Here is a 23,331-nt window from a genome sequence, read left to right as displayed (position 1 = left end):
AAAATATGCCATTTGTTCATGTTATGACCTGGCCTGCGAAAGATGAAAATCAAATCATCAGACTCCAGGAAGATATTACATTTGCCGTTCACAAAAACACGGGTGCGCCGCTGGATAAAATTTCCGTGGTGGTTTCTGAAATTGCGCCTTCCCGCTGGGCGGATGCAGGCGTGTCTGGTACGGATAGAGATTTTCCGGTTAAGAGTCGAAGAAAAAACTACGAGGAATAAAGTTTGCGTAAACATGCCGCTTTTTTTGATGTTGATGAAACGCTTATAAATATTAAAAGCATGTTTGATTTCTATGATTTCTGGTGCAGGGAAAATAATCAAAACGATCGTCTTCAACGCTATATGTCGCGTTTTCGCACCGACGTGAAAAACGGCGTGCCAAGGGAAGCCCTGAACAGAGATTATTATCGTCAGTTTAAAGGTGTGTCTTGTCGTTATCTGGAAGAAATGGGTGAGAAGTGGTTCAGGCGTAAGCTGGAAAGCGATTTTTTTATTGAGAGTGCTGTTTCAGCCCTTAAAAAACATCAGAACCAGAACATGTATACCGTATTTATATCGGGCTCTATGCTTCCGATTCTTTCACCCATTGCAAAATATCTTGGAGTAACGGAAGTACTCTGTGCGCCGGTGATAATAAATGACGAAGGTGAGTTGACGGGTGAAATTGGCCTGCCTCAAACAATTGGAACAGGTAAAAAAGACGCGCTTATCGCCTTTTGCGATGATAAAGAGATTAACCCCGTGGATTGTTATGCCTACGGCGACGATCTTTCGGATATTCCAATGCTGGAAGCCACTGGCCATCCCGTCTGTGTGGGAGAGCATTCCGCGCTTACCAGATATGCAACTGAAAAAAATTGGCACATTATTTAAATCCTTATTGAGGTAAGTAGTATGACTTCAGAACTCACTCCGCAGAATATGACGTTAAGGTCATGGCTAGCTTTATTCATTCTGGCTATTTCAACCTTTACTATTGTCACCACCGAACTGGCGCCAGTCGGATTATTAACGCCAATCGCAGAGGGGCTACAGTCTTCGGAATCTGCGGTGGGCATGACCGTGTCGCTTTATGCCTGGGTAGGGGCGTTGAGTGCGCTGTTTGCCTCCGTCTTTTTAGGGAATGTGTCCAGGAAGCGGCTTTTACTTGTGCTCACCGTGGTACTTCTGATCTCTAACGTTATGGCTGCGACGGTAAACGTCTATAGCATGCTGCTTAGCGCCCGCGTACTGGGAGCGCTCGCTCACGGCGCATTCTGGGCGATGATCGGCGCAACGGCGGTGGCTATGGTCCCTGCCAGATATATAGGGGCGGCGACGTCAATCGTATTTGGTGGTGTTTCCGCAGCAAGCGTTTTTGGCGTACCGGTATCCAACTATATTGGTATTCACTTCGGCTGGCGGCAGGCATTTTGGCTGATGGCCGCGCTGAGCGTAATTGCCTTTGTGGGTATTAGCGTTCTTGTTCCCAGGATTACCTGCAAAAGCGCGCTCGGGCTGGATGCGCTTAAAGGCGTGCTGAAATCGTCAACATTATGGAAAATTTACTCAGCAACCTTGCTGGCTGTGACGGCTCACTTTGCTGCCTTTACGTACATTGAACCCTGGCTACACACGCAGAGTTTACTGTCCACCACCATTATTCCTGCTGTGCTTTTTGTTTACGGCATCGCGGGTCTGGCAGGTAATTTCCTGACCGGCGTGTTGATTGATAAGTATCTCAAGCTGACGGTCTCTTTGTCTGTACTGCTGATCTGTGCAGTGCTGCTGTTCCTGGGCCTGTCTGGTTCCTCGCTCTCTGCTGCGTTGATATTTACCAGTATGGTTGTCTGGGGTGTCGCCGTATCAGGAATATTTGTCGGTTTCCAGACGTGGGTTTTACGTATGGCAGAGGATAAAGCCTTCCCGGCCTCCGCAATCTACGTTTCATTTTTCAATACCGCCATTGGTATCGGTGCGTCAGTCGGTGCCTGGATGGTTTCATCATTTTCAATGCCGCTCCTGTATATCGTCGCCGGTACGGCCATCGGTCTGTCCGTTCTGCTTGTCGCGGTTATTCCGGCAACGTTGACCGCAAAACAATCCCGTATGGAGAAATCTTATGAGTCAAATTAATGACCGCACGCGCTATGGCAGAGAGATTATGGACCGTCTTGAAGCGGGGCTTGCGGATAAAGTCACCCGCCGCCTGAGCGAGCTGGACCCGGGGCTGCCCGCCCTGATTACCGACTATGCGTTCGGGGATGTGGTGGGTCGTCCGGGACTGGATCTCAAAACGCGCGAAATGTTGACCGTCGCCTCGCTTGTGACGCTGGGTAATGCCATGCCGCAGCTAGAACTGCATATGCGAGGCGCGCTCAATACCGGCGTGACGCCGGAAGAGCTGCTTGAAATAGTGATACAGATGGCGGTATATGCTGGCGTTCCCGCCTGCATGAATGGTCTTACTGCATACCGCGCGGCAATGGCCGCGACGGGCCATACTTTGCCAGGACTGAAGGGAAGTGACGCATGAGCGAGATTGTTATTATTGCAGCCCGCCGCACGGCGACGGGCGCATTTCAGGGCGCGCTTGCGGAGCATTCAGCCTCTGACCTGGGAAGCCGCGTCATTCAGGCGCTCCTGAAAGAATCTGGCGTAGAAGCCAGTGATATCTCTCAGGTCATTATGGGACAGGTTCTTACTGCGGGGTGCGGCCAGAACCCGGCCCGACAGTCGGCACTGAATGCTGGATTGCCCGTAGATACGCAATGTCTGACGGTAAACAAAGTGTGCGGGTCCGGGCTTAAGGCGGTCCATCTTGGCATGCAGGCGCTGCAGACGGGTGAGGCTGAGTTTGTTATCGCAGGTGGTCAGGAGAGTATGTCCAACGCGCCGCATATCGCCACGACGTCGCGTAGCGGAACGCGGCTGGGTGATATTACTCTCAAAGATAGCCTGGTTTCTGACGGGCTCTGGGATGCCTTCAACGATTATCACATGGGTATCACTGCAGAGAATGTTGCGACGGAGTTTAGTATCAGCCGCGAAATGCAGGATGAATATGCCCTTGTCTCTCACCACAATGCGCTTGAAGCGCAGGCGCGTGGCATTTTTGAGCGTGAAATTGTCCCGGTTGAGTGGCAGACGCGAAAAGGTGAAACGATCAGCGTGGAGAGGGATGAAGGACCCCGTGCAACCAGTATCGAAAAATTGACGAAACTAAAGCCTGTCTTCCGAAAAGAGGGTACGGTGACGGCGGGAAATGCTTCATCGTTGAATGACGGTGCCGCGGCGGTCCTGCTTTGTACGCGTGAGACTGCCGAAGCACGTGGTTTGCCGGTTCTGGCATCGCTGGGCGTATTTTCCAATTCCGGTATCCAGCCTGCATTAATGGGTGCAGCCCCGATTCAGGCCATTGCCGACTGTCTTTCCCGCTCGGGATGGAAGCCTGAGGATGTGGATCATCTCGAATCCAACGAAGCGTTTGCCGCCCAGGCGCTGGCCGTGATTCAGCAGGCCGGGATTTCCCCGGATCGTATCAATCCATACGGCGGAGCAATCGCGCTTGGGCATGCGATAGGTGCATCCGGCTGCCGAATTTTGGTGACGCTGGTTCATTCCCTGATCCGTAATGATGCCAGGCGTGGCGTTGCCGCACTGTGCGTTGGCGGCGGGGAAGGCGTCGCGTTGAGCGTTTATCGCTAACGGCGTATCTGTGGATATAAAAAAACCGGGGAAACCCGGTTTTTTATTTTCAAGATGGTGTATCAGGCATTCACGCCCTTCATACCCTCGGCAGAATAACGATCGCCTTTAATCGCTACCCGGCGATGAAGGTTGTTCAACGATTCGATATCGCTCTTCTCAAGCACAATATCGGCAGCGCGCGCGTTCTCGGCCAGATAGCTGACGTGCTTAGTACCCGGAATGGGAACCAGCCGATCGTATTGTGCTAACAGCCAGGCAAGCGCAATCTGACCTGCGGTACAGCCGTATTTTGTCGCCAGCGGGGTAATGATATCGAGCAACTGGCGATTATGATCGAGGCTGGACTGAACAAATCGTTCGTTATGCTTGCGGAAATCACCTTCTGCAAAATCGTTGTTGTTCAGGTATTTTCCCGTCAGGAAGCCTCTGCCAAGAGGTGAGTAGGGCACCAGGCCGATACCTAGCGCTTTCACGACCGGCAAAATGTTTTCCTCGATGTCTCGTGTCCACAGAGAATATTCTGTTTGCAATGCGGTGACCGGATGCACCGCATGAGCCCGTTGCAGCGTTGAAGCCGACACTTCGCAAAGGCCGATGTGGTTGATCTTGCCCTCTTTAACAAGGGTGCGCAGACAATCCATACTCTCTTCGATCGGGGTTGCGTTGCTCACTCTGTGAAGATAAAAGAGGTCGATTCGCTCCACGCCAAGCCGCTTAAGGGATTCGTTACAGCAGCGGATGATATAGTCCGGCGTATTGTTGATGGTGCGGGCGTAGGACTCGTCAGGAGAGCGATCGATGCCGCACTTCGTGGCGATTTTGAACTGGTCGCGAGTGTTTTTATCCAGCCCGGCAAGAAAGTGACCGATTAGCCTTTCATTATGGCCACGGCCATATAAATTTGCGGTATCAATAAACGTCACGTTCAGATCGATGAGGTTATGCAATACCTGCAGTGAACCTTTGTCATCAGTCTGGCCATAAAATTCACTCAGACCCATGGCACCGTAGCCGACGGCACTGACGGTAAGATTTTGAGATAAAGTACGTGTTTTCATAGTTTCTCCTTTTCAGACGCTATGATTGTTTCACCTCAATTGTGGTTACTGAATTTTCATTTTCGTTATGCTGAAAAGGTATCAGTCACCGCCGCTCTGCCTTCCGAATCATTAAAAACGACAAAAGTTGTCTAAACGTTAAATTCGTCACACTTTTGATGATAAACTGCGCGACTTTTCCGCACGTTTTTATCTTCAGGTGACGCCATGACAGAACATATCCAGCCCTCGACCAGACCGCAGACCAGCGAGGTTTCACGCCCCAACTGGTCGGCGGTTTTCTCCGTGGCGTTCTGCGTCGCCTGCCTGATTACCGTTGAGTTTCTGCCGGTGAGCCTGCTGACGCCGATGGCGCAGGATCTGGGCATTTCCGAAGGCGTGGCGGGGCAGTCCGTTACCGTCACCGCCTTTGTGGCGATGTTCGCCAGCCTGTTTATCACTCAGGTGATTGGCGCGATTGATCGCCGCAAAGTGGTCATTCTGTTCAGCGTGCTGCTGACGCTCTCCTGCCTGCTGGTCTCTTTCGCGGAAAGCTTCACCCTGCTGCTGCTCGGTCGCGCCTGTTTGGGGCTGGGATTAGGCGGCTTCTGGGCGATGTCGGCCTCGCTGACCATGCGCCTGGTGCCCGCGCGCACCGTGCCAAAAGCGCTGTCCGTTATCTTCGGCGCGGTCTCTATTGCGCTGGTGATTGCCGCGCCGCTGGGCAGCTTCCTTGGTGGGATTATCGGCTGGCGTAACGTCTTTAACGCGGCGGCAGTGATGGGTGTGCTCTGCATTATCTGGGTGTGGAAGGCGCTGCCGTCCCTGCCGGGCGAAGCGGCGCACCACAAACAGAACATGTTCGCGCTGCTCAAGCGTCCGGGCGTGCTGGCGGGGATGACCGCCATCTTTATGGCCTTTGCCGGGCAGTTTGCCTTTTTCACCTACATCCGCCCGGTGTTTATGACTATGGCGGGCTTTGACGTGGACGGCCTGACGCTGGTGCTGCTGAGCTTCGGTATCGCCAGCTTTATCGGCACGTCGCTGTCGTCCCAGTTCCTGAAGCGCTCCCTGAAGGTGGCGCTGGCGGGTGCGCCGTTGCTGCTGGCGGTGAGTGCCACGGTGCTGATTCTGTGGGGTAGCGACAAATGGGTTGCCTCGGCGATTGCGATTATCTGGGGCTTTGCCTTTGCGCTGGTACCGGTGGGCTGGTCGACGTGGATCACCCGAACGCTTGCCGATCAGGCGGAAAAAGCCGGGTCGATTCAGGTGGCGGTGATCCAACTGGCGAACACCTGCGGTGCGGCCATTGGCGGCGTGGCGCTCGACCATCTGGGGCTGACGTCACCGCTGGTGATTTCCGGCACGCTGATGCTGCTGACCGCGCTGCTGGTGGCGGGAAAGGTTAAGGCGAAGTAGTGTTTTTCTCCCTCTCCCGTGGGAGAGGGTTGGGGTGAGGGCATCAGGCTACGCCGATGCCTTAACCCTTCTACGCGAATCCATCGAAATCAGCACCACCGACGACACGATCAGCAGCGTCCCCAGCCAGTCCGGCAGCGTAAACGCCACGCCAAGCAACACCACCGACAGCAGCGCGCTGCTCAGCGGCTCGGCGCAGCTCAGAATGCTCGCCTTCGGCCCGCCAATCATCTGCGCGCCCTTCAGGTACAGGCTGAACGTCAGCGCCGTGCCGATCACCACCAGGTAGAAAAATGCCAGCAGCAGGCCGCCGTCAATCACGAAAGTGGTGCCGCGCCCGGCGTAGAACGGCGTCAGCATTAACCCGGCAATCAACATGCTCCAGCCGACAATCGGCAGCGTGCCGTAGCGGGCAATCAGCGCTGACGGATAGGTGGTGTAAAACGCGGCGGCAAACGCCGAGGCGATGCCGAAGAACAGCGCGGCAGGGGAGATGGAGAGCGAGGTTGGGTCGCCGTGGGTCACCAGCAGGAAGGTGCCGATCAACGACGTAAAAATCGCTGACAGGACAAACACGCCGGGACGCGTTTTCCGCGCCAGGGCGAACCACGCCACAATGATGGTCGGCGACAGGAACTGGAGCACGGTCGCCGTAGCGGCGTTGGATTTTTCAATCGTCAGCAGGAAGGTGAGCTGCACGGTGAGCGCGCCGACCAGCGAGAAAAACAGCAGACTGAGGGCGTCTTTACGATGCTTGATGATCGAGAAAATCTTGTCGCCGTGAACGAAGGAGAGCGTCATCAGGATCACGCCGGTAAACAGCAGGCGAACCATGGTCAGGTAAGGCGAAGAAATGTGGCTTTTCTCCATGATGTACTGCGCGCAAACTCCGGAACTGCCCCATAAAACGGCGGCGATCAGGACGTTCAGCATCCCTTTGCGTGTGGAACCCATTTTCTCCCCTGCTATGTTGTCGTTAATTGGCCAACAGCATAGCATGGTTGTGTGCGGCCTGATGCCCTCACCCCGGCCCTCTCCCACGGGGAGAGGGGGAAAACCGTAGGCCGGGTAAGCGTAGCGCCACCCGGCATGTTGTTGACCTTAGAACCACGCCTCCCACATCGCGCCGACGTTGAAGTCGTCGAGCGTCTCGTCTTTGGTATTGTTCACGCGCGCGGTGCGTTCATTATCCACTTTGCCGCCGGTGACGTAGAAGCGCAGCATCGGACGGAACTCCGGCCCCATGGCGATAGACATGTTCTGCGACAGGGTCAGCTTCCAGCCCTTGTTGTCGCCGCCGTTATCGTAGTCAACGTGCTGCCAGCCTGCTTCCAGCCAGGTGGAGTGAACGTCGTTCCACCAGTGCATCGGGCGCACGATGGCGTTGTAGTTCTTGCGGTTATCAGTCTTATCGCGGCTGTTGTCGTAGTCGTGGAAGGCGAGGATGTACTCCACCTGCGTGGCCTGGGTGAATTTATACAGCCCTTCGAAGCTGGCGTAGACCGTGGTCAGATCTTCGGTTTTGTTGAACACGCTGTTATCCGCGTTATCGGAGTAGCGGGCGATCACCTTGTTCACGCCGCTTTCGTTGGTGTGGCTCAGCACCACGCCGCCCTGCCAGGCGTTCAGGCGTTCGTCGCTTTCAACCGCTTTCGAATCAAAGCCGTAGTTGGCGTACAGCTCCATGTCGATCGGGCCGAGCTTCATGCCGTGGATTTTGGAGGTCGCGGCGTAGTTACCCTTGTCGCCCGTGCCGGAACCGCCGGTACAGGTGATGCGCGACGGGTTCGCTTCATCTTCCATCACTTCCGGACTACAGGATTCGACTGCCGCCACGGCAGCCACGTCAAACTGCACGCCGCCGATGTCAAAGTTCTTCACGCCTGCGCCCTGGCCGTCGTGGTTCATCCAGAAGTAATCGTTGATGCCCTGCTGCGGACGCTGGTGGAAGTCACGACCGGCCCAGAAGTAGGCATTTGGGTTGGAGGCCATAATGTTGGTCACCCCCGCGTAGGCTTTTTTCAGGTTAACCTCGTCGCCCCAGTGGTCGATCATCACGTTGATGTCCCAGATGGCGCCGTTGTCCCCTTTGAAGGCCTTGGAGAGCTGGAATTCCCCGCCGTTACCTTCGTTACCCAGACGACCAATCGCGGACGCGCCGTTGTAGGAGCCGTCCACCGCCACGTATTTCTGATCGGCGGCCTGGAAGTGCGCGCCGTAGCGGGCGTAACCGGTAAATTTAATGCCGAACGGGATCGCCATATCCGGGGATTGCGCCGCGCTTTGCGGCTCGGTCACCACGTCCGCTTTTTTCGCAACCGCCGCATCCATTTTGGCCTGACGCTCGGCCAGAGCTTTATCTACCGCTTTCGCCACAATGGCGTCGATTTGCTCTTGGGTAAATTCTTGTGCAAGTACGGAAATTGGGCAAAGCGCGGCGATAACCGCCATGGTTAATGGAAGTTTTTTAATCGTATTCATGGTTATCTCAATATAGTTTAATTTTATTCAGACAATAACCATCCCGCTCCGATCTGACAGAGTATGTCGCTATCATCAGAACAAGTGGATCTCTATTTAGGGTACAGAGGTATTACATTAACTTTATTTCGCCATAGACTATCTCTGATATAAATGAATAATTTCTTCAGACAGTTCACGCGCTAATAAGGAATTCATTAAATGATCCTGCGCGTGCACCATGATTAACGTCATCGGCTGGCGGCCTTCGCCTGCATCCTGCTCGATCAGTTTGGTCTGCATCTTGTGCGCCTGGCGCGCGTAGCCGTCGGCTTCGTGCAGCAGGCTTTTGGCCTCGTCAAAGTTGCCCTGACGCGCTGCGTGCAGCGCTTCAAAGCACAGGCTGCGGGACTGTCCGGCGTTGACGATAATTTCCATTACGGCTTCTTCTAGTGCGATCATCATTATTACTCTTTTTCAAAACTATTATTTAAGGCGGTGGCGGCAAACCACTCTCCGCTTTTCTTAATGGTGCGCTGCTGCGTTTTTAAATCGAGCTGGATAAATCCGTAGCGGTTTTTATAGGCATTACACCACGACCAGTTATCAATAAACGTCCACATATGGTAGCCAAGACAATTGCACCCTTCGCTAATACCTTTGTGCAGCCACGTTAAATGCTCAGAAATAAACTCGATGCGGTATTGATCGTTAATCTGGCCATTTTCAATAAAGCGCTGTTCATTTTCGACGCCCATGCCGTTTTCAGAAATAAAGCAGCGAGGGTTGCCGTAATTGTCGCGCAGGTTAACCAGAATATCGTAAATACCCGGCTCGTAGATTTCCCAGCCGCGGTAGGGATTCATCTTGCGGCCCGGCATTTCGTAGTTATCAAAGAACCACTCCGGCATAAACGGCGCCTGCGGGTTCACCGCGCTGTCGCGACACTTCACGCGACGCGGCTGATAGTAGTTCACGCCGAGCAGGTCGATTTTCCCTTCCGCAATCAGGAAGCCGTCTTCCGGCTTGCAGGCGGGCAACTGATCGTAGGATTTCAGCAACGCCACCAGGTCGGCCGGATACTCCCCGCGCAGTACCGGGTCAAGGAAGCTGCGGTTAAACATCAGGTCCGCGATGTGCGCCGCCTTCACGTCTGCCGGGTTCTGCGAGCGCGGGTAGGACGGCGTCAGGTTCAGCACGATGCCGATCTCACCCGCGTAATGTCCGGCGCGGTAAGCCTGAACGGCCTTCGCGTGGGCCAGCACGGTGTGATACGCCACGGTGGCGGCCCGGCGGAAATCCACCACGTTGGGATAGTGGAAGTCGTACAGATAACCGCCTTCCACCGGCACGATCGGCTCGTTGAAGGTAAACCAGTGCAGCACGCGATCGCCGAACAGCTCGAAGCAGATCTGCGCATAGCGGGCGTAAGCGTCCACCACGTCACGGTTTTCCCAGCCGCCGATCTCCTGCATCGCCATCGGCATGTCGAAGTGGAACAGGGTGATAAACGGCGTGATGCCCTGTTCATTCAGCTCATCAATGACCTGATTGTAAAAATCGACCGCTTCCGGGTTCACTTCACCGATACCGTCGGGGATCAGGCGTGCCCAGCTAATCGAGGTACGAAAGCTGTTGTGGTTCAGCTGCTTTAACAGCTGAATGTCCGTTTTCCAGTTTTGATAAAACGTGGAGGTCTGCTGCGGCCCCACGCCGTTGTGAAAACGGTTCGGCTCGCGGGTAAACCAGTAATCCCATGTGGTTTCCCCCTCTCTTGCCCCTTCGGTCTGGAGAGCGGAGCTTGCGCTGCCCCACCAGAAGTTATCGGGAAATGCGTATTTCATGTCCTTTCCTCTTTGACTTAATTGCTTGCGGCTTCAGCGGTACCGACGGTTGCCTGGGCTTTCTGCTCTTCGTTTTTCATCAGCGTACGCTCATAGGCGCGCAGGAACGGCAGGTACATCAGCGCGGACATCACCATACAAACCAGGCACATTATCACCGGACTGAGCGCCCAGTTTGCCGCCCATGAGGCACCAATCGGCGCGGGGGTGGTCCACGGGGTTAATGACACCACCTGAGCCAGCCAGCCGAGCTTCGTTGCGCCGTACGCCAGGCAGGCATTGACCAGCGGAACAAACACGAACGGGATAAACAGCATCGGGTTCATGATGATCGGCGCGCCGAACAGAATCGGCTCATTGATGTTAAAGAAGCTCGGCACAATGCCCATTTTGCCGATGGTGCGCAGGTGCGTGGCGCGGCTGCGCAGCAGCAGGAACGCCAGCGGCAGCGTGGAGCCTACGCCGCCAATCAGCAGGTAGTGATCCCAGAAGCCCTGCAGGTAAACGTGCGGCAGCGCCGCGCCTGCGGCGAGCGCCGCCTGGTTTGCGGAGAGGTTCGCCATCCAGAACGGGTTCATGATGCCGGTGACAATCAGCGAGCCGTGAATACCGGCAAACCAGAAGATCTGGCACAGCAGCACGGAGAGCAGTATCGCGGGCAGGGAGTCGGATGCGGATACCAGCGGCTCCAGCAGGTGCATGATCGCCTGCGGGATGATCATTCCGGTCTGCGCTTCAATGAACAGATTCAGCGGGTGCAGCGTACCGATCACCACCATCACCGGGATCAGGATCTCAAACGAACGCGCCACGCCGGTGGGCACTTCCTTCGGCAGGCGGATGGTCACGTTGTTCTGCTTCAGCCACGCATAGACGCGGGTGGCGTAAATCGCGGTGATAAGCGCGGTAAAGATGCCCTGACCGGAGAGATACTGGGTCGAGATTTTACCGTCGGCATACGGCGCGGCGACCAGCAGGAAGGCCATAAAGGCCAGCAGGCCGGACATCACCGGGTCGAGGTTAAACTGACGCCCCAGGCTCGCCCCGATCCCCACCGAAATGAAGAAGGTCATCACGCCCATGCTGAGGTTAAACGGCAGCATCAGCTGCTCGCGGTAGGTCTGGGAGAAATCCAGCCAGCCGCGGGCGAAGCTGTTGGTGGTATCCGCCGAGAACGGCGGGAAAATGAACACCAGCATAAACGAGCCGATGATCATAAACGGTAGCGCGGCGGTAAAGCCGTCGCGGATGGCAATCACATACTTTTGCTGGCCGAGCTTCGCGGCCAGCGGGGTAATTGACTGCTCAATCACCGCGACCATGGATTGATATAACGAACTCATGTGAACACCTTTTAGTGTGCCGCTTCGATGAGCGACAGAGCATAGTCCAGTACTTTATCGCCACGCTGCATGCCGTAGTCCATCATGTCGATGGGCTGCACCGGAATGCCTTTCGTAGCCGCCTTGTCTGAGAGTGTCTGTAACATGTATTTCACTTGCGGTCCGAGAAGTACCACCTGGTATTGCGGAAACTGCGTATCAAATTCGGAAACACCGTACGCATCAATCTTCACCGGCAAACCACGTTCTTTCGCGACATCGACCATTTTGCTAACCAGCAGGCTGGTGGACATCCCGGCAGAACAACACAGCATAATCTTGAACATCGACAACCATCCTCTAAATGTAAATAGTTATTGCGAGAATGATTGGACATGATACGGAAACCGGTTTCCATTTATAAAAAGCAGAACTGTGATAACCATCAAGATCCAATGCTTATGAGGCTAATTAACCGGATGTGTGTCACATAATTTGGCTGTTTTGACATCATTTTGAGTGGAAACGGAAAATCGGTTTCCATGAAAAACGGAAACGGATATACTCCGTTCTGGCTATAATGTGAGCCGTAGCGGTTATGGAATTTGCAGGCGCGAGGTTAGCCTGCCAGGGGAAAGAGATGTCGACAATCAATGATGTATCACGTCTGGCCGGGGTGTCTAAAGCCACGGTATCGCGAGTGTTGAGTGGGTCACGTGGCGTTAAGGAAGCCAGCCGTCAGGCCGTGCTGAAGGCGGTGGATGAGCTGAACTACCGGCCTAACGTGATTGCCCAGTCGCTGCTGAGCCAGTCGACGGGCTGCATTGGGGTGATTTGCGCGCAGGAAAACATTAACCAGACCACCGGTTATCTTTACGCGCTGGAAAAACAGCTCAGCCAGCATCAAAAACACCTGCTGCTGCGCTTCGCCCATAGCAAAGCGGAAGTGATGAATGCTCTTGAAGAACTCTCCTGCGGCCTGTGTGATGACATTCTGGTGATTGGCGCCCGTTTCCCGCTGGACGTGGATATGGAAAACGTCATCCTGGTGGACTGCATGGAGGCTGATAACTCCAACAGCATCCAGTTCGATCACGCCTTTGCCGCCGAAACCGCCTGTAACTATCTGACCAGCCAGGGGCGTCGCCAGATTGCGCTGATCCACCCGCACGGCAGCGGGTTTGCCGACCAGGTGCTGCTTGGCTATAAGCACGCGCTGGAGAAAAATTTCCTGCCCTTTAATCGCAACCTCGTCTTTATGGACGCGACCTCCTCGTCCGTTGCGCTTCAGGAATTACTCAACAACGCGTCCACGTTGAACTTCAACGCGTTACTGGTGGCGGACGAGCAGGAAGCCCAGCGGGTGATCCCGCAACTGCAGGCGTTTAATAAATCCGTACCGGACGACATTATGGTCTTTAGCCTGGCCGGATCGCTGCACCTGCCGGGTATTCCGGTGATCCCGGCGATTGAATATTCAATGGATGCCATGGCGTCACGCATTGTGAGCTGGCTGACGGAGAAAACGCAGATGCTCGGGTCCTATGTTCTGCGCGGGGATCTCATCATTCCGGACGTGCGGAAGCGTTAAAACATTTTCCATGCCGGGTAAGCGCAGCGCCACCCGGCGAGAACTCAATAATCTTCCAGACAATCCACCTGACCAACCGCAGCCCAGTAGGCGTCCAGGTTGTCGCGCTTCACGGCGGTGATGGCGTTTTTGATCAGCAGCTGATTGGCCTCGGACGACAAAATCATCTCCTGCCAGGCCTTATCGCTCTGCTTTTTCTGTGGCGTACAGGTTTTCTTAATATCTTTCAGGACTTGTTGCTTAATCTGCGCCTCTTTCGCCGGATCGTCCTTTTCCTGAGCATGGACAAACGCGGCGAAGAGCAGACAAACCAGCAGGCAGACCAGGTGCGCAGCTTTCATCAACAACCCCCTTTAGACGTCACAGGCTTCCCATGAAATATATCGTTACATTCAGTGTAGCGATTCCAGTCGAAAGTATGATTTTCTCTTTTCTGCGCATGAGAATTGCCCACCGATAAGGTTACTGGATCCCCCCGCCCAGCGACTGCCACAGCGTGATGCGGTTCTCCAGGTCGGTTTGCTGCAGCGCAATCAGCGATTCCTGCGCCGACCACAGCGACCGCTGCGCGGTCAGTACCGTCAGATAATCCCCCGCGCCCGCCTTATAGCTGCGCGTTGCCACATCCAGCGTTTTTTGCTCGGCCGCCACGTATTCTCGCTGGGCATCAAGCTGCTCGCTGAGCGTTTCACGGCGCGCCAGCGCGTCGGCCACGTCTTTAAACGCGCTCTGGATGGCTTTTTCATAGGTCGCAATTAACCCTTTTTTCTCGGCTTCTGCATAACGCAGCTGCGCCAGATTGTTGCCACCGCTGAACAGCGGCAGGGTGATGGACGGCGCGAATGACCAGACCTTCATGCCGTGGCTGAACAGGGAGGAGAGCGAGTCGCTGCCGACGCCCGCGCTGGCGGTCAGTGAAATGGTCGGGAAGAAGTTGGCGCGCGCCGCGCCGATATTGGCGTTGGCGCTCAGCAGGTTATGTTCCGCTTCCTGAATGTCCGGGCGGCGCAGCAGCGCGCTGGAGCTGACGCCCGCCGGGATCAGCGTGATGGCGTTGTTGCTCAGGCTCTCCAGCGTACCGGGCAGCAGGTTCTCCGGCACCGTATCGCCCGCCAGCAGATTGAGGGCATTTTTATCCTGCATCACCAGCGTCCGGTAGCTTGCCACGCTGGCGCGCGCCTGCTGGTAAACCGCCATCGCTTCACTAACGTCCGTAGCCGCCGCGACGCCCACTTCCTGCTGGCGCTTCACAATCTTCAGCGAGTTTGCCGCGCTCTCCATTGTGGATTTCGCCAGCGCCAGGTTGCTGTTATCCGCCGCCAGCGTCACCCAGGCCGTGGTCAGCTCGCTAACCATCGTCAGGCGCGTGTTCTGCGCGGTGAACTCGCTGGCAAGCCAGGTTTCACGCGCGGCGCGGGAGAGGCTCTGGTTGCGACCAAACAGATCCAGCTCAAAGCTAGAGACCGCGCCGTTGGCTTCGTCGCTTGTCGCAACACCGCTTGCCAGCGTGCGGCTGCGGGTGTGGCTCAGCTCGGCGTCCACCGTCGGAAACAGGGACGAGCGCGTTTCACCGTACTGTGCGCGGGCGGCGTCGATATCCGCGATCGCTTTTTGCACGTCGCGGTTGCTGTTCAGCGCCATCGTCACCACGCTTTTCAGCCTCGCGTCGTTCATCACCTGCTGCCACTGGCTCACCACGGCGGTGGCTTCGCCGTGCGCGCCGGGCAAGGTCGCCGGGACGGGGGCGTCCGGGCGTTGATAGGTAGGGTCTAACGACACACACCCTGCGCTCAGCAGGGCTAACGCTAAAACAGTGACACGAAACATTATGACCTCCGGTTCGCGTGTTTACCGGAGAACAGACGTTTCACCAGTACAAAGAATAAAGGGACGAAGAAGATCGCCAGCAGCGTCGCGGCCAGCGTTCCGCCGATAATGCCGGTACCAATTGCCACGCGGCTGTTGGCACCGGCACCGGTTGCAACGGCCAGCGGCGTCACCCCTGCGATAAACGCCAGCGACGTCATGATGATGGGACGCAGACGCGTCTGGGCGGCACGCAGGGCGGCGCGTGTCAGGGAGTAACCTTCTGCGACTTTGGCTTCGGCAAACTCGACAATCAGGATGGCGTTCTTCGACGACAGGCCGATAGTGGTGAGTAGCGCCACCTGGAAGTAGACGTCATTACTCAGGCCGCGCAGGGAGGCGGCAAGCGCCGCACCCAGCACCCCAAGCGGGATCACCAGGATGACCGAAATCGGCACCGACCAGCTCTCATACAGCGCCGCCAGGCACAGGAACACCACGAGAATGGAAAGGGCATAGAGGCTAATTGCCTGCCCGCTCGCCAGTTTTTCCTGCAACGATAAACCGCTCCACGCCCAGGAGCTGCCGGACGGCAGGCTGTTTGCCAGCTGCTCCATTTTGCTCATCGCCGTGCCGGAGCTCGCGCCGCTGGCGTTTTCGCCCTGTATCTCATACGCCGCCGAGCCGTTGTAGCGCACCAGGCTTTCCGGGCCATACTCCCAGCGCGTGGTGGCGAAGGCGGAGAACGGGGTCATGGTGCTGTCGCTGCCGCGCACATACCATTTGTTGAGATCGGACGGCACGGCGCGATAGTCGCTGTCGCCCTGGATGTAGACCTTTTTCACGCGGCCGCGATCGATAAAGTCGTTCACGTAGGTCCCGGCCCAGGCGCTGGAGAGGGTGTTGGTGACGTCGCTCAGGGACAGCCCCAGCGACACGGCCTTGTTGTTGTCGATATCCACCTGAAGCTGCGGCATCTGCGGCAGATCGTTGGCGCGCACGGCGTGCAGCGAGTTGTCCTGGTTGGCTTCGCCAATCAGCTGGTTACGCAGTTTCAGCAGCGCGTCGCGGTCGGTGCCGCCGCTGGCCATCAGCTCAAAGGTAAAGCCGTTGCTCTGGCCCAGGCCGTCTACCGCAGGCGGCGTCATCGCAAAGATGGTCGCATCGCGGATGGTGCTCAGTTCCTGCGTGGCACGCAGGGCGATGGCCTGAGCCGTGTTTGCATCGCCTTTACGCTCTGACCAGTTCTTCAGGGAGACAAACGCCATCCCGGCGTTCTGGCCGCTGCCGCTGAAGCTGAAGCCTTCAATGGTGAAGATCACGTTGGTGTTGGCTTTCTCTTTGGTGAGGAACCACTCGCGCACCTGGCGGCTGACTTCGGCGGTACGTACCGTCGTCGCGCCTGCTGGCAGGGTGTACTGCACCATGATTTCGCCCTGGTCTTCCGTCGGCAGGAAGCTGCCCGGCAGCTTAAGCATGGCGAAGCCCATCGCGCCGCAGAGCAGGGCGTAGATGACCAGCATGCCGCCGGAACGGCGCAGAGCGCGCAGCACCTTGTTCTGATAACCGCGCTCGGTCCTGCTGTAGAAGCGGTTAAACGCGCCGAAGAAGCCCTTTTTGTGCGGCGTCGTGTGGCTCAGAATCGAGCCGCAGAGCGCGGGCGTCAGGGTCAGCGCCACCACCACGGAGAGGAACATCGCCGAAATAATGGTGACCGAAAACTGACGGTAAATCACCCCGGTGGAACCGCCGAAGAAGGCCATCGGCAGGAATACCGCAGAGAGCACCAGCGCAATGGCGACCAGCGCGCCGGAGATTTCGCCCATCGATTTCTCGGTGGCTTCCCGGGCGGGCAGCCCCTCGTCGCGCATAATACGCTCGACGTTTTCCACCACCACGATGGCGTCATCCACCAAAAGCCCTATCGCCAGCACCATCGCAAACAGCGTCAGGGTATTGATGGAGTAGCCGAACAGCGCCAGCACGCCGAAGGTACCCAGCAGAACGACAGGTACCGCCAACGCGGGGATCAGCGTCGCGCGGATGTTTTGCAGGAACAGGTACATCACCACCACCACGAGGACAATGGCTTCGAACAGGGTCTGAATCACGTCCTCAACGGAGATCTTGATGAACTCGGTGCTGTCCTTCGGGTAGGCCACGTCGTAGCCTTCCGGCATCGACTTTTTGAACTCGGCAATCTTGTCTTTCACCGCCGTCGCAGTGTTGAGCGCGTTCGCACCCGGTGAAAGCATGACTGCCATACCCGCCGCCGGGTGGCCGTTGAGCTTCGCGGTGGCGGTATAATCTTCGCTGCCCATCTCCACGCGGGCGACATCGATGATGCGCACCACCGCGCCGTTGGATTGGCTCTTCACAATGATGTTTTTAAACTGATCCACCGTCTGCAGGCGCGACTGGGCGCGGACGGTGGCGGTCAGCTGCTGGGCGTTCGACGAGGGCAGCGCGCCGATTTTACCGGCGGAGACCTGCACGTTCTGCGCTTCAATCGCGCTCTGCACGTCGGACGGCATCAGCGAGTAGGACGCCAGCTTCGCCGGGTCGAGCCAGATGCGCATCGCGTATTCCGCCCCGAACACCTGCAGGCTCCCGACGCCTTCCACGCGCGCCAGCGGATCCTGCATATTACTCACCAGCCAGTCGGCAATATCCGAGCTGCTGGCGGTGTCGGTTTTATCGTACACGCCCATGATCAGCAGGAAGTTGCTCTGGGATTTTTCGACGGTGATCCCGGACTGCTGCACCTCGGTGGGCAGGCGTGATTCGGCCTGCTGGACTTTATTCTGCACCTGCACCTGAGCGGTGTCCGGGTCAGTGCCCTGCTCGAAGGTGACGGTAATGCTCACCGATCCGTCCGAGCTGCTGGTGGAGGTGAAGTAGAGCAGGTTATCCAGCCCGGTCAGCTGCTGCTCGATCACCTGCGTTACGCTGTTTTCCAGCGTCTGCGCGGAGGCACCGGTATAGGTGGCGGAGATTTTGATCGACGGCGGCGCGACGTCCGGGTACTGCGCGACCGGCAGCGTGCGGATGGCCAGCATTCCGGCGAGCATGATAAGAATAGCGATAACCCAGGCAAAGACCGGGCGACGCACGAAGAAACGGGAAAACATCAGGCGTTTCCTCCGTTGGCTTTCATCTCTTCGGCCTTCACTTCCTGCCCGGCGGTGACTTTGTCAGTACCTTCCACAATCAGCCTGTCGCCCGCCTTCAGCCCGCTCAGCACCAGCCATTTGTCGCCGTAGGTGTCCCCCGTTTCCAGCTGACGCTGCTCGACCTTGTTGCTGGCATTGACCACCAGAGCGGTAGCGGTGCCTTTGGCGTCACGGGTGATGCCCTGCTGCGGCGCGAGGATCGCGTCGCTCATGACGCCTTCATCCACCCTGGCGCGGACAAACATGCCCGGCAGGAGCTGATGCTGCGGGTTCGGGAAGACGGCGCGCAGCGTGACCGAGCCGGTTGATTCATCCACCGCCACTTCGGTTAACGCCAGGCGGCCTTTCTCGCTGTAGGTGCTGCCGTCTTCGAGGATTAACGACACGCTTAGCGTATCGCTATTGGTGGCAAGGGTTTGCTTGCGTAAACGCAGCAGATCGGCGCTGGAACGGGTTAAGTCGACGTACATGCTGTCCAGCCCGCGAATGGTGGCGAGCGCGGTATCCTGCTGGGCGGTGACCAGCGCGCCGGGGGTGACGGAGGAGATGCCGATGCGTCCGGCAATCGGCGCGGTGACGGTGGTCCAGTTGAGGTTAATGCGCGCGCTCTCCTGCGCGGCCTTCTTTGATTCAACGCTGGCCTTGTCCTGCGCGCAGGTGGACTTCGCGTCTTCTGCGTCCTGACGCGACACGCCGTCGTCTTTCACCAGCTGCGCATAGCGCTGGGCTTTCTGGCAGTCGGCCTGCACCAGCGCCTGGGCCTGTTTCAGCGCCGCGGCGGCTTCATCAAACGCCGCGCGGTAGCTGGAAGGGTCAATTTGATACAGCGCCTGTCCGGCCTTCACGGTATCGCCTTCGGTAAACAACCTCTTCTGAATAATGCCGCCCACCTGCGGGCGCACTTCGGCGCTCATGGCGGCGGTGGTGCGGCCCGTGAGTTCGCTGACGACGGAGACCGGCTGGCTCATGAGGGTGACAATCCCCACATCCGGAAGAGGATGCTGGGGAGCAGATGTTTGCGCATTATCGCACCCGGTCAGGAGGAGTAATGCCGCGATGGAGGTTGTTATGGTTTTCATAATCTTTTTCCAGGGTGAACGATGCCTGCCCTGTTAAAGGATCAACAGGGAGGGGGGCTATTTAAAGGCACAGCGATACCGCATCTCCGGCATGGCCGGAAATGTTAAGTTGGGAAATTACTTATTCCCGCTAATTATTCACATGCGATTACTTCGCAGAGAAAAGCATATTTAAAATATTCTGATAGATAGGCTCTAATTGTTCTGACGGTACTTTTAAAGGCGCGAGTCGACGGTAAATCGTGCCTTCGATCATCACCGCGGTAATTTCCACGCAGCAGCGAATATGTTCATCGCTCAGATGGGGAAATTGTTTTTTCAGGTGCGCACAGGCGTTGGTAAACATCCGGGCATCGGCTGCGATCAGCATGGCCGCCACCTGCGGGTTACGGGTCGCCTCGGCAGACATTTCGAGCATCAACGCATCGTCGTCTTCGTTGAGCGTCTGACGCCAGGCGAGCGCCTGCGGCATCCCTTCCACCACCGTTTTGTCCTGCATCCCTTCGATGCGTGAGTCGATAATGCGGCGGATCATCTCTTCAATAATCGCATCTTTGTTACTGAAATAACGGTAAATTTGCCCGACGCTAAGCTTCGCCTCACTGGCAATTTGCGACATGCTGGCGGCGTGAAATCCGCTGGCGCGAAAGCAGCGACGCGCGGCGGTGATGATTTCGTCCTGACGTTGTTTTTGTCGTTCTTCCAGCTTTGTGCTCATCGTCGTCTACCGTGCAAAAGTGAGAATGATCGTTCTCAGTATACGTTTTGGATGCGTATTGGAAAGGCTTTTTTTATTTAGTTATTGAGTGAATGTTTCTGTATTAAAAAAAAGGAGGAAATTAGGAGTTTTTATGAAGGTTAAGCTGTGAGATATTCAAATTGCGCGGAAAATAAGGAGAGGAATATGCACCTGAGCATAACAGATAATGTAACACCCGCAGAAAAAGAAGAGCTATTTGTGGGGTTAAGAGCCTATAACGGACAGTTTATCGATCTGACAAACTTTAGCGGCGACATTGGCGTTTATGTACGAGACGATAAAGGCGTCATGCTCGGCGGACTCATTGGGGTGCGTAAAGGCGACTGGCTGAATATCGACTTTCTCTGGGTGAGCGATGCCGTGCGCGGATCTGGCGTGGGCAGCCAGCTCATCAAAACGGCGGAAGAGGAAGCCAGACGCAAAGGCTGCAAGCATGCGCTGGTGGATACCGTCAGCTTCCAGGCGCGCCCGTTCTATGAAAAACAGGGGTACCAGCTGCAGATGTCTTTGCAGGATTATCCGTACCCGGGCATGCAGCGACATTACCTGGCGAAAGCCCTTTAAGCTCTGAATCCGTAGGCCGGGTAAGCGCAGCGTCACCCGGCCATACCCGCATATAACTTATCCTTCTTATTGATTCTTTTTCGTTTTTTATTTCACCGCCTCGTTGTCGATATAGTCACTACAACATTCAGCAAAAGGAACTTTCTCGTGAAACGTCGATTGGGTGCTCTGGTTCTCGCTGGCCTGCTGCTGGCAGGGTGCGATCAAAGTGGCAGCGATGCCAAACACATAAAAGTGGGCGTCATCAACGGCGCTGAACAGGACGTGGCGGAAGTCGCCAAAAAGGTGGCAAAAGAAAAATATGGCCTGGACGTGGAGCTGGTCGGCTTCAGCGGCTCGCTATTGCCCAACGATGCCACTAACCAGGGAGAGCTGGATGCCAACGTTTTCCAGCATCGCCCGTTCCTTGCAGAAGATAACAAGGCGCATGGCTACAAGCTGGTGGCCGTGGCGAACACCTTTGTTTTCCCGATGGCCGGCTATTCCCGCAAAATCAAATCCGTCTCTGATCTGAAGGACGGGGCGACTATCGCCATTCCAAACGATCCGACCAACCTTGGCCGCGCGTTGCTGCTGCTGCAAAAAGAGAAGCTCATCACCCTGAAGCCGGACACCGGGCTGCTGCCGACGGCGCTGGATATTACCGCCAACCCTAAGCAGCTGAAAATCATGGAACTGGAAGGGGCACAGCTGCCGCGCGTGCTGGATGACCCGAAAGTGGATGTCGCCATCATCAGCACCACCTATATTCAGCAAACCGGGCTATCGCCGGTGCATGACAGCGTCTTTATTGAAGATAAAAACTCGCCGTACGTGAACATCGTGGTGACGCGCGAAGACAACAAAGACGCGGAGAACGTGAAGGCGTTTATCCAGTCCTATCAGTCACCTGAAGTGGCGAAAGCGGCAGAGACGATCTTTAACGGCGGGGCGGTGCCAGGCTGGTAAAGGTGCCGGTAGAAAACGCGGTGATGAAAATGGCCCGATTCCATCGGTAATCGCCCTTTAGCCCACAGCACCAATTGTGACGGCTGGCTATCCTCCTTATCACACCAACCGGAGGATAGCCCATGAACATTACCCAAATTCGCAATGCCACCCTGCTGATTACCTACGCCGGAAAACGCCTTTTAATCGACCCGATGCTGGCCCCGAAAGGCGCTTATCCGGGCTTTCCCGGCACGGCGCATGCCGAACGCCGTAACCCAATGGTCGAGCTCCCCGTTGACGTCAACACGCTGCTGGACGCCGACGCGGTGATCGTCACCCATACCCATGACGATCACTGGGATCGCACCGCGGCAGAGCTGATCGCCAAAGACAAACCGATCTACGTGCAAAACGATCGTGACGCCGCGCTGCTGCGCAGCCAGGGATTTACCAACCTGACGGTCATGACCGACTCGACCTTCTTCGGCGATGTTCAGATTACGAAAACCGACGGCGGCCAGCACGGGACCGACCGCGCATACGCCGTGCCAGAACTGGCGGAGCGGCTGGGCGAGGCCTGTGGCGTGGTGCTGCGTCATCCTGATGAGAAGACGCTCTATCTTGCCGGGGATACCATCTGGCGTGAAGAGGTGGCAGCCGATCTGCAAAAACACCAGCCGGATGTGGTGGTACTGAACGCCGGTTATGCCCACGTCATCGGCTTTGGGCCCATTATTATGGGACAGGAAGATGTGCTTAACGTCCATTTCCTGCTGCCGCAGGCTAAAATCGTCGCGAGCCACATGGAGGCGATTAACCATTGCCTGTTGACCCGCAGCGCGCTGTGTGAGTACGTCGAAGCCAACCAGGTGAGCGATGTGGTGAGCATTCCCCGGGATGGCGAAACCGTTATATTCTGAGTGCGTTAACGGGAAAGGAGAGACAGATGTCGCTAATCAACGTCGCGATTGTCGCGGTAGACGGGTTTAGCCCGTTCCACTACTCCGTTCCCTGCATTCTGTTTGGTGATTCGGTCTCCGGCGAAAAGCGCTTTAACGTGACGATCTGCGCCGAAACGCCGGGGTTTCTTACCTCAAAAGACGGGTTTGCCCTCAACGCCACGCAGGATTACACCGCCATCGGGCAGGCCGACATTGTTGTCGTTCCCTACTGGCAGCACGTCCTTGAACGGCCGCCTCAGGCGCTGCTCGACAGCCTAGTGTTGGCGAGAGACAACGGCGCGGAAATTGTCGGCCTGTGTCTGGGGTCGTTTGTGCTGGCCTGGGCGGGGATCCTCGACGGTAAACGGGCCGCCACCCACTGGGAGTTTGAACATCACTTCCAGTCGCTCTTTCCGAACGTCCAGCTGGATATCAATGCCCTCTACGTGGATGACGGCAATATCATCACCTCTGCCGGTACCGCGGCTGCGCTGGACTGCTGCCTGTACATCATTCGCCAGCGTTTTGGCAGCGTCGTCGCCAACCAGATTGCACGTCGGATGATTGTACCGCCCCATCGCGAGGGCGGGCAGGCGCAGTTCATCGCCCAGCCGGTTCCGAAAGATACCCGTGACGCACGTATTAACTGCCTGATCGACTACCTGCAGCAGCACATCACCGAACCGCATAGTCTGGACTCGCTG

General features: G+C 56.4%; 22 protein-coding genes and 1 pseudogene. 11 read left to right on the top strand and 12 right to left on the bottom strand.

Going from position 1 to position 23,331, the window contains the following annotated elements:
* Nucleotides 1-5 precede the first annotated feature (5 nt).
* Genes IM265_RS19490 through IM265_RS19470 form a run of 5 tightly spaced genes read left to right on the top strand, consistent with a single transcriptional unit; the run spans nt 6 to nt 3,698 of the window.
* Entirely contained in the window at nt 6-230 is a 225-nt protein-coding gene (locus IM265_RS19490; RefSeq protein WP_041911708.1) for a 2-hydroxymuconate tautomerase, read from the top strand.
* A 3-nt stretch (nt 231-233) separates the two neighbouring features.
* The gene (locus IM265_RS19485; protein ID WP_028014971.1) at nt 234-884 is read left to right on the top strand and encodes an HAD family phosphatase; all 651 of its coding nucleotides are present in this window, start codon (nt 234-236) and stop codon (nt 882-884) included.
* Between the two features lie 21 nt (nt 885-905).
* Nucleotides 906-2,126 (top strand): MFS transporter, encoded by a 1,221-nt coding sequence (locus IM265_RS19480; protein ID WP_193031504.1) that lies wholly within the window; start codon nt 906-908, stop codon nt 2,124-2,126.
* Entirely contained in the window at nt 2,113-2,526 is a 414-nt protein-coding gene (locus tag IM265_RS19475; RefSeq protein WP_028014973.1) for a carboxymuconolactone decarboxylase family protein, read from the top strand. The genes IM265_RS19480 and IM265_RS19475 overlap by 14 nt, the downstream gene beginning before the upstream one ends.
* A complete protein-coding gene (locus tag IM265_RS19470; protein WP_193031506.1) occupies nt 2,523-3,698 on the top strand; it encodes an acetyl-CoA C-acetyltransferase in 1,176 nt (391 codons plus the stop codon). Before IM265_RS19475 ends, IM265_RS19470 begins: the two co-directional genes overlap by 4 nt.
* A gap of 62 nt (nt 3,699-3,760) precedes the next feature.
* On the opposite strand, the gene IM265_RS19465 is transcribed toward IM265_RS19470, so the two are convergent.
* On the bottom strand, nt 3,761-4,759 hold the full coding sequence (locus IM265_RS19465) for an aldo/keto reductase (RefSeq protein WP_048959933.1): 999 nt from the start codon (nt 4,757-4,759) through the stop codon (nt 3,761-3,763).
* Nucleotides 4,760-4,966: 207 nt separating this feature from the next.
* Between IM265_RS19465 and nepI the strand changes: the two genes are divergently transcribed.
* On the top strand, nt 4,967-6,157 hold the full coding sequence (gene nepI, locus IM265_RS19460; protein ID WP_063437537.1) for a purine ribonucleoside efflux pump NepI: 1,191 nt from the start codon (nt 4,967-4,969) through the stop codon (nt 6,155-6,157).
* A 48-nt stretch (nt 6,158-6,205) separates the two neighbouring features.
* Here the strand turns inward: nepI and IM265_RS19455 are convergent, their stop codons facing one another.
* The 6 genes from IM265_RS19455 to IM265_RS19430 all read right to left on the bottom strand — a co-directional run bounded on the left by IM265_RS19455 (nt 6,206) and on the right by IM265_RS19430 (nt 12,130).
* Complete coding sequence (locus IM265_RS19455) at nt 6,206-7,111, bottom strand: EamA family transporter (protein WP_193031508.1); 906 nt, start codon at nt 7,109-7,111, stop codon at nt 6,206-6,208.
* A gap of 147 nt (nt 7,112-7,258) precedes the next feature.
* On the bottom strand, nt 7,259-8,638 hold the full coding sequence (locus IM265_RS19450; protein WP_193031510.1) for a carbohydrate porin: 1,380 nt from the start codon (nt 8,636-8,638) through the stop codon (nt 7,259-7,261).
* Between the two features lie 138 nt (nt 8,639-8,776).
* Nucleotides 8,777-9,079 (bottom strand): PTS lactose/cellobiose transporter subunit IIA, encoded by a 303-nt coding sequence (locus tag IM265_RS19445; protein ID WP_028014979.1) that lies wholly within the window; start codon nt 9,077-9,079, stop codon nt 8,777-8,779.
* Nucleotides 9,080-9,084: 5 nt separating this feature from the next.
* Nucleotides 9,085-10,461 carry a glycoside hydrolase family 1 protein gene (locus IM265_RS19440; RefSeq protein WP_193031512.1) on the bottom strand — a complete coding sequence of 459 codons (1,377 nt, stop codon included), beginning with the start codon at nt 10,459-10,461 and terminating at the stop codon, nt 9,085-9,087.
* 17 nt (nt 10,462-10,478) lie between these two features.
* Nucleotides 10,479-11,804 (bottom strand): PTS sugar transporter subunit IIC, encoded by a 1,326-nt coding sequence (locus IM265_RS19435; RefSeq protein ID WP_028014981.1) that lies wholly within the window; start codon nt 11,802-11,804, stop codon nt 10,479-10,481.
* A gap of 11 nt (nt 11,805-11,815) precedes the next feature.
* Nucleotides 11,816-12,130: a PTS sugar transporter subunit IIB gene (locus tag IM265_RS19430; protein ID WP_014830072.1), complete on the bottom strand. Its 315-nt coding sequence runs from the start codon at nt 12,128-12,130 to the stop codon at nt 11,816-11,818.
* A 293-nt stretch (nt 12,131-12,423) separates the two neighbouring features.
* On the opposite strand from IM265_RS19430, the gene IM265_RS19425 reads away from it, so the two are divergent.
* Nucleotides 12,424-13,374, top strand: a complete 951-nt coding sequence (locus tag IM265_RS19425; RefSeq protein ID WP_193031514.1) for a LacI family DNA-binding transcriptional regulator — start codon at nt 12,424-12,426, stop codon at nt 13,372-13,374.
* A gap of 44 nt (nt 13,375-13,418) precedes the next feature.
* Here IM265_RS19425 and IM265_RS19420 read toward each other — a convergent pair whose 3' ends face one another.
* From IM265_RS19420 to IM265_RS19400, 5 genes are all read right to left on the bottom strand, one after another.
* Nucleotides 13,419-13,715 (bottom strand): YicS family protein, encoded by a 297-nt coding sequence (locus IM265_RS19420; protein ID WP_028014983.1) that lies wholly within the window; start codon nt 13,713-13,715, stop codon nt 13,419-13,421.
* A 121-nt stretch (nt 13,716-13,836) separates the two neighbouring features.
* Nucleotides 13,837-15,201 carry an efflux transporter outer membrane subunit gene (locus IM265_RS19415; RefSeq protein ID WP_063155225.1) on the bottom strand — a complete coding sequence of 455 codons (1,365 nt, stop codon included), beginning with the start codon at nt 15,199-15,201 and terminating at the stop codon, nt 13,837-13,839.
* Nucleotides 15,201-18,311: an efflux RND transporter permease subunit gene (locus IM265_RS19410; protein ID WP_193031516.1), complete on the bottom strand. Its 3,111-nt coding sequence runs from the start codon at nt 18,309-18,311 to the stop codon at nt 15,201-15,203. The genes IM265_RS19415 and IM265_RS19410 overlap by 1 nt, the downstream gene beginning before the upstream one ends.
* Complete coding sequence (locus IM265_RS19405; protein WP_045260816.1) at nt 18,311-19,432, bottom strand: efflux RND transporter periplasmic adaptor subunit; 1,122 nt, start codon at nt 19,430-19,432, stop codon at nt 18,311-18,313. The genes IM265_RS19410 and IM265_RS19405 overlap by 1 nt, the downstream gene beginning before the upstream one ends.
* Before the next feature lie 148 nt (nt 19,433-19,580).
* Entirely contained in the window at nt 19,581-20,150 is a 570-nt protein-coding gene (locus IM265_RS19400) for a TetR/AcrR family transcriptional regulator (protein WP_028014987.1), read from the bottom strand.
* A 186-nt stretch (nt 20,151-20,336) separates the two neighbouring features.
* Here IM265_RS19400 and IM265_RS19395 point away from each other — a divergent pair, with 186 nt between their 5' ends.
* The 4 genes and pseudogenes from IM265_RS19395 to IM265_RS19380 form a co-directional block, all read left to right on the top strand.
* Entirely contained in the window at nt 20,337-20,756 is a 420-nt protein-coding gene (locus IM265_RS19395) for a GNAT family N-acetyltransferase (protein WP_193031518.1), read from the top strand.
* A 147-nt stretch (nt 20,757-20,903) separates the two neighbouring features.
* Nucleotides 20,904-21,704 (top strand): lipoprotein NlpA, encoded by an 801-nt coding sequence (gene nlpA, locus IM265_RS19390; RefSeq protein ID WP_028014989.1) that lies wholly within the window; start codon nt 20,904-20,906, stop codon nt 21,702-21,704.
* 122 nt (nt 21,705-21,826) lie between these two features.
* Nucleotides 21,827-22,606 (top strand): MBL fold metallo-hydrolase, encoded by a 780-nt coding sequence (locus IM265_RS19385; protein WP_193031520.1) that lies wholly within the window; start codon nt 21,827-21,829, stop codon nt 22,604-22,606.
* Between the two features lie 26 nt (nt 22,607-22,632).
* Nucleotides 22,633-23,331: pseudogene (locus tag IM265_RS19380) on the top strand (GlxA family transcriptional regulator); the annotation flags it as partial.

The organism is Enterobacter cloacae complex sp. P17RS, from assembly GCF_014895885.1.
GTDB classification, from domain to species: Bacteria; Pseudomonadota; Gammaproteobacteria; order Enterobacterales; family Enterobacteriaceae; genus Enterobacter; species Enterobacter bugandensis.
Note: the sequence above shows the minus strand (reverse complement) of the source record. Positions and strands in the feature narration are given on the sequence as shown.

What these genes read in the sequence shown, in the direction of transcription:
- IM265_RS19470 (WP_193031506.1), top strand. Translation starts at nt 2,523, where the DNA reads ATGAGCGAGATTGTTATTATTGCAGCCCGCCGCACGGCGACGGGCGCA.
- IM265_RS19435 (WP_028014981.1), bottom strand. Translation starts at nt 11,804, where the DNA reads ATGAGTTCGTTATATCAATCCATGGTCGCGGTGATTGAGCAGTCAATT.
- IM265_RS19440 (WP_193031512.1), bottom strand. Translation starts at nt 10,461, where the DNA reads ATGAAATACGCATTTCCCGATAACTTCTGGTGGGGCAGCGCAAGCTCC.
- IM265_RS19410 (WP_193031516.1), bottom strand. Translation starts at nt 18,311, where the DNA reads ATGTTTTCCCGTTTCTTCGTGCGTCGCCCGGTCTTTGCCTGGGTTATC.
- IM265_RS19450 (WP_193031510.1), bottom strand. Translation starts at nt 8,638, where the DNA reads ATGAATACGATTAAAAAACTTCCATTAACCATGGCGGTTATCGCCGCG.
- IM265_RS19475 (WP_028014973.1), top strand. Translation starts at nt 2,113, where the DNA reads ATGAGTCAAATTAATGACCGCACGCGCTATGGCAGAGAGATTATGGAC.
- nepI (WP_063437537.1), top strand. Translation starts at nt 4,967, where the DNA reads ATGACAGAACATATCCAGCCCTCGACCAGACCGCAGACCAGCGAGGTT.
- IM265_RS19455 (WP_193031508.1), bottom strand. Translation starts at nt 7,111, where the DNA reads ATGGGTTCCACACGCAAAGGGATGCTGAACGTCCTGATCGCCGCCGTT.
- IM265_RS19415 (WP_063155225.1), bottom strand. Translation starts at nt 15,201, where the DNA reads ATGTTTCGTGTCACTGTTTTAGCGTTAGCCCTGCTGAGCGCAGGGTGT.
- IM265_RS19400 (WP_028014987.1), bottom strand. Translation starts at nt 20,150, where the DNA reads ATGAGCACAAAGCTGGAAGAACGACAAAAACAACGTCAGGACGAAATC.
- IM265_RS19490 (WP_041911708.1), top strand. Translation starts at nt 6, where the DNA reads ATGCCATTTGTTCATGTTATGACCTGGCCTGCGAAAGATGAAAATCAA.
- IM265_RS19430 (WP_014830072.1), bottom strand. Translation starts at nt 12,130, where the DNA reads ATGTTCAAGATTATGCTGTGTTGTTCTGCCGGGATGTCCACCAGCCTG.
- IM265_RS19405 (WP_045260816.1), bottom strand. Translation starts at nt 19,432, where the DNA reads ATGAAAACCATAACAACCTCCATCGCGGCATTACTCCTCCTGACCGGG.
- IM265_RS19465 (WP_048959933.1), bottom strand. Translation starts at nt 4,759, where the DNA reads ATGAAAACACGTACTTTATCTCAAAATCTTACCGTCAGTGCCGTCGGC.
- IM265_RS19425 (WP_193031514.1), top strand. Translation starts at nt 12,424, where the DNA reads ATGTCGACAATCAATGATGTATCACGTCTGGCCGGGGTGTCTAAAGCC.
- IM265_RS19395 (WP_193031518.1), top strand. Translation starts at nt 20,337, where the DNA reads ATGCACCTGAGCATAACAGATAATGTAACACCCGCAGAAAAAGAAGAG.
- IM265_RS19445 (WP_028014979.1), bottom strand. Translation starts at nt 9,079, where the DNA reads ATGATCGCACTAGAAGAAGCCGTAATGGAAATTATCGTCAACGCCGGA.
- IM265_RS19420 (WP_028014983.1), bottom strand. Translation starts at nt 13,715, where the DNA reads ATGAAAGCTGCGCACCTGGTCTGCCTGCTGGTTTGTCTGCTCTTCGCC.
- IM265_RS19480 (WP_193031504.1), top strand. Translation starts at nt 906, where the DNA reads ATGACTTCAGAACTCACTCCGCAGAATATGACGTTAAGGTCATGGCTA.
- IM265_RS19385 (WP_193031520.1), top strand. Translation starts at nt 21,827, where the DNA reads ATGAACATTACCCAAATTCGCAATGCCACCCTGCTGATTACCTACGCC.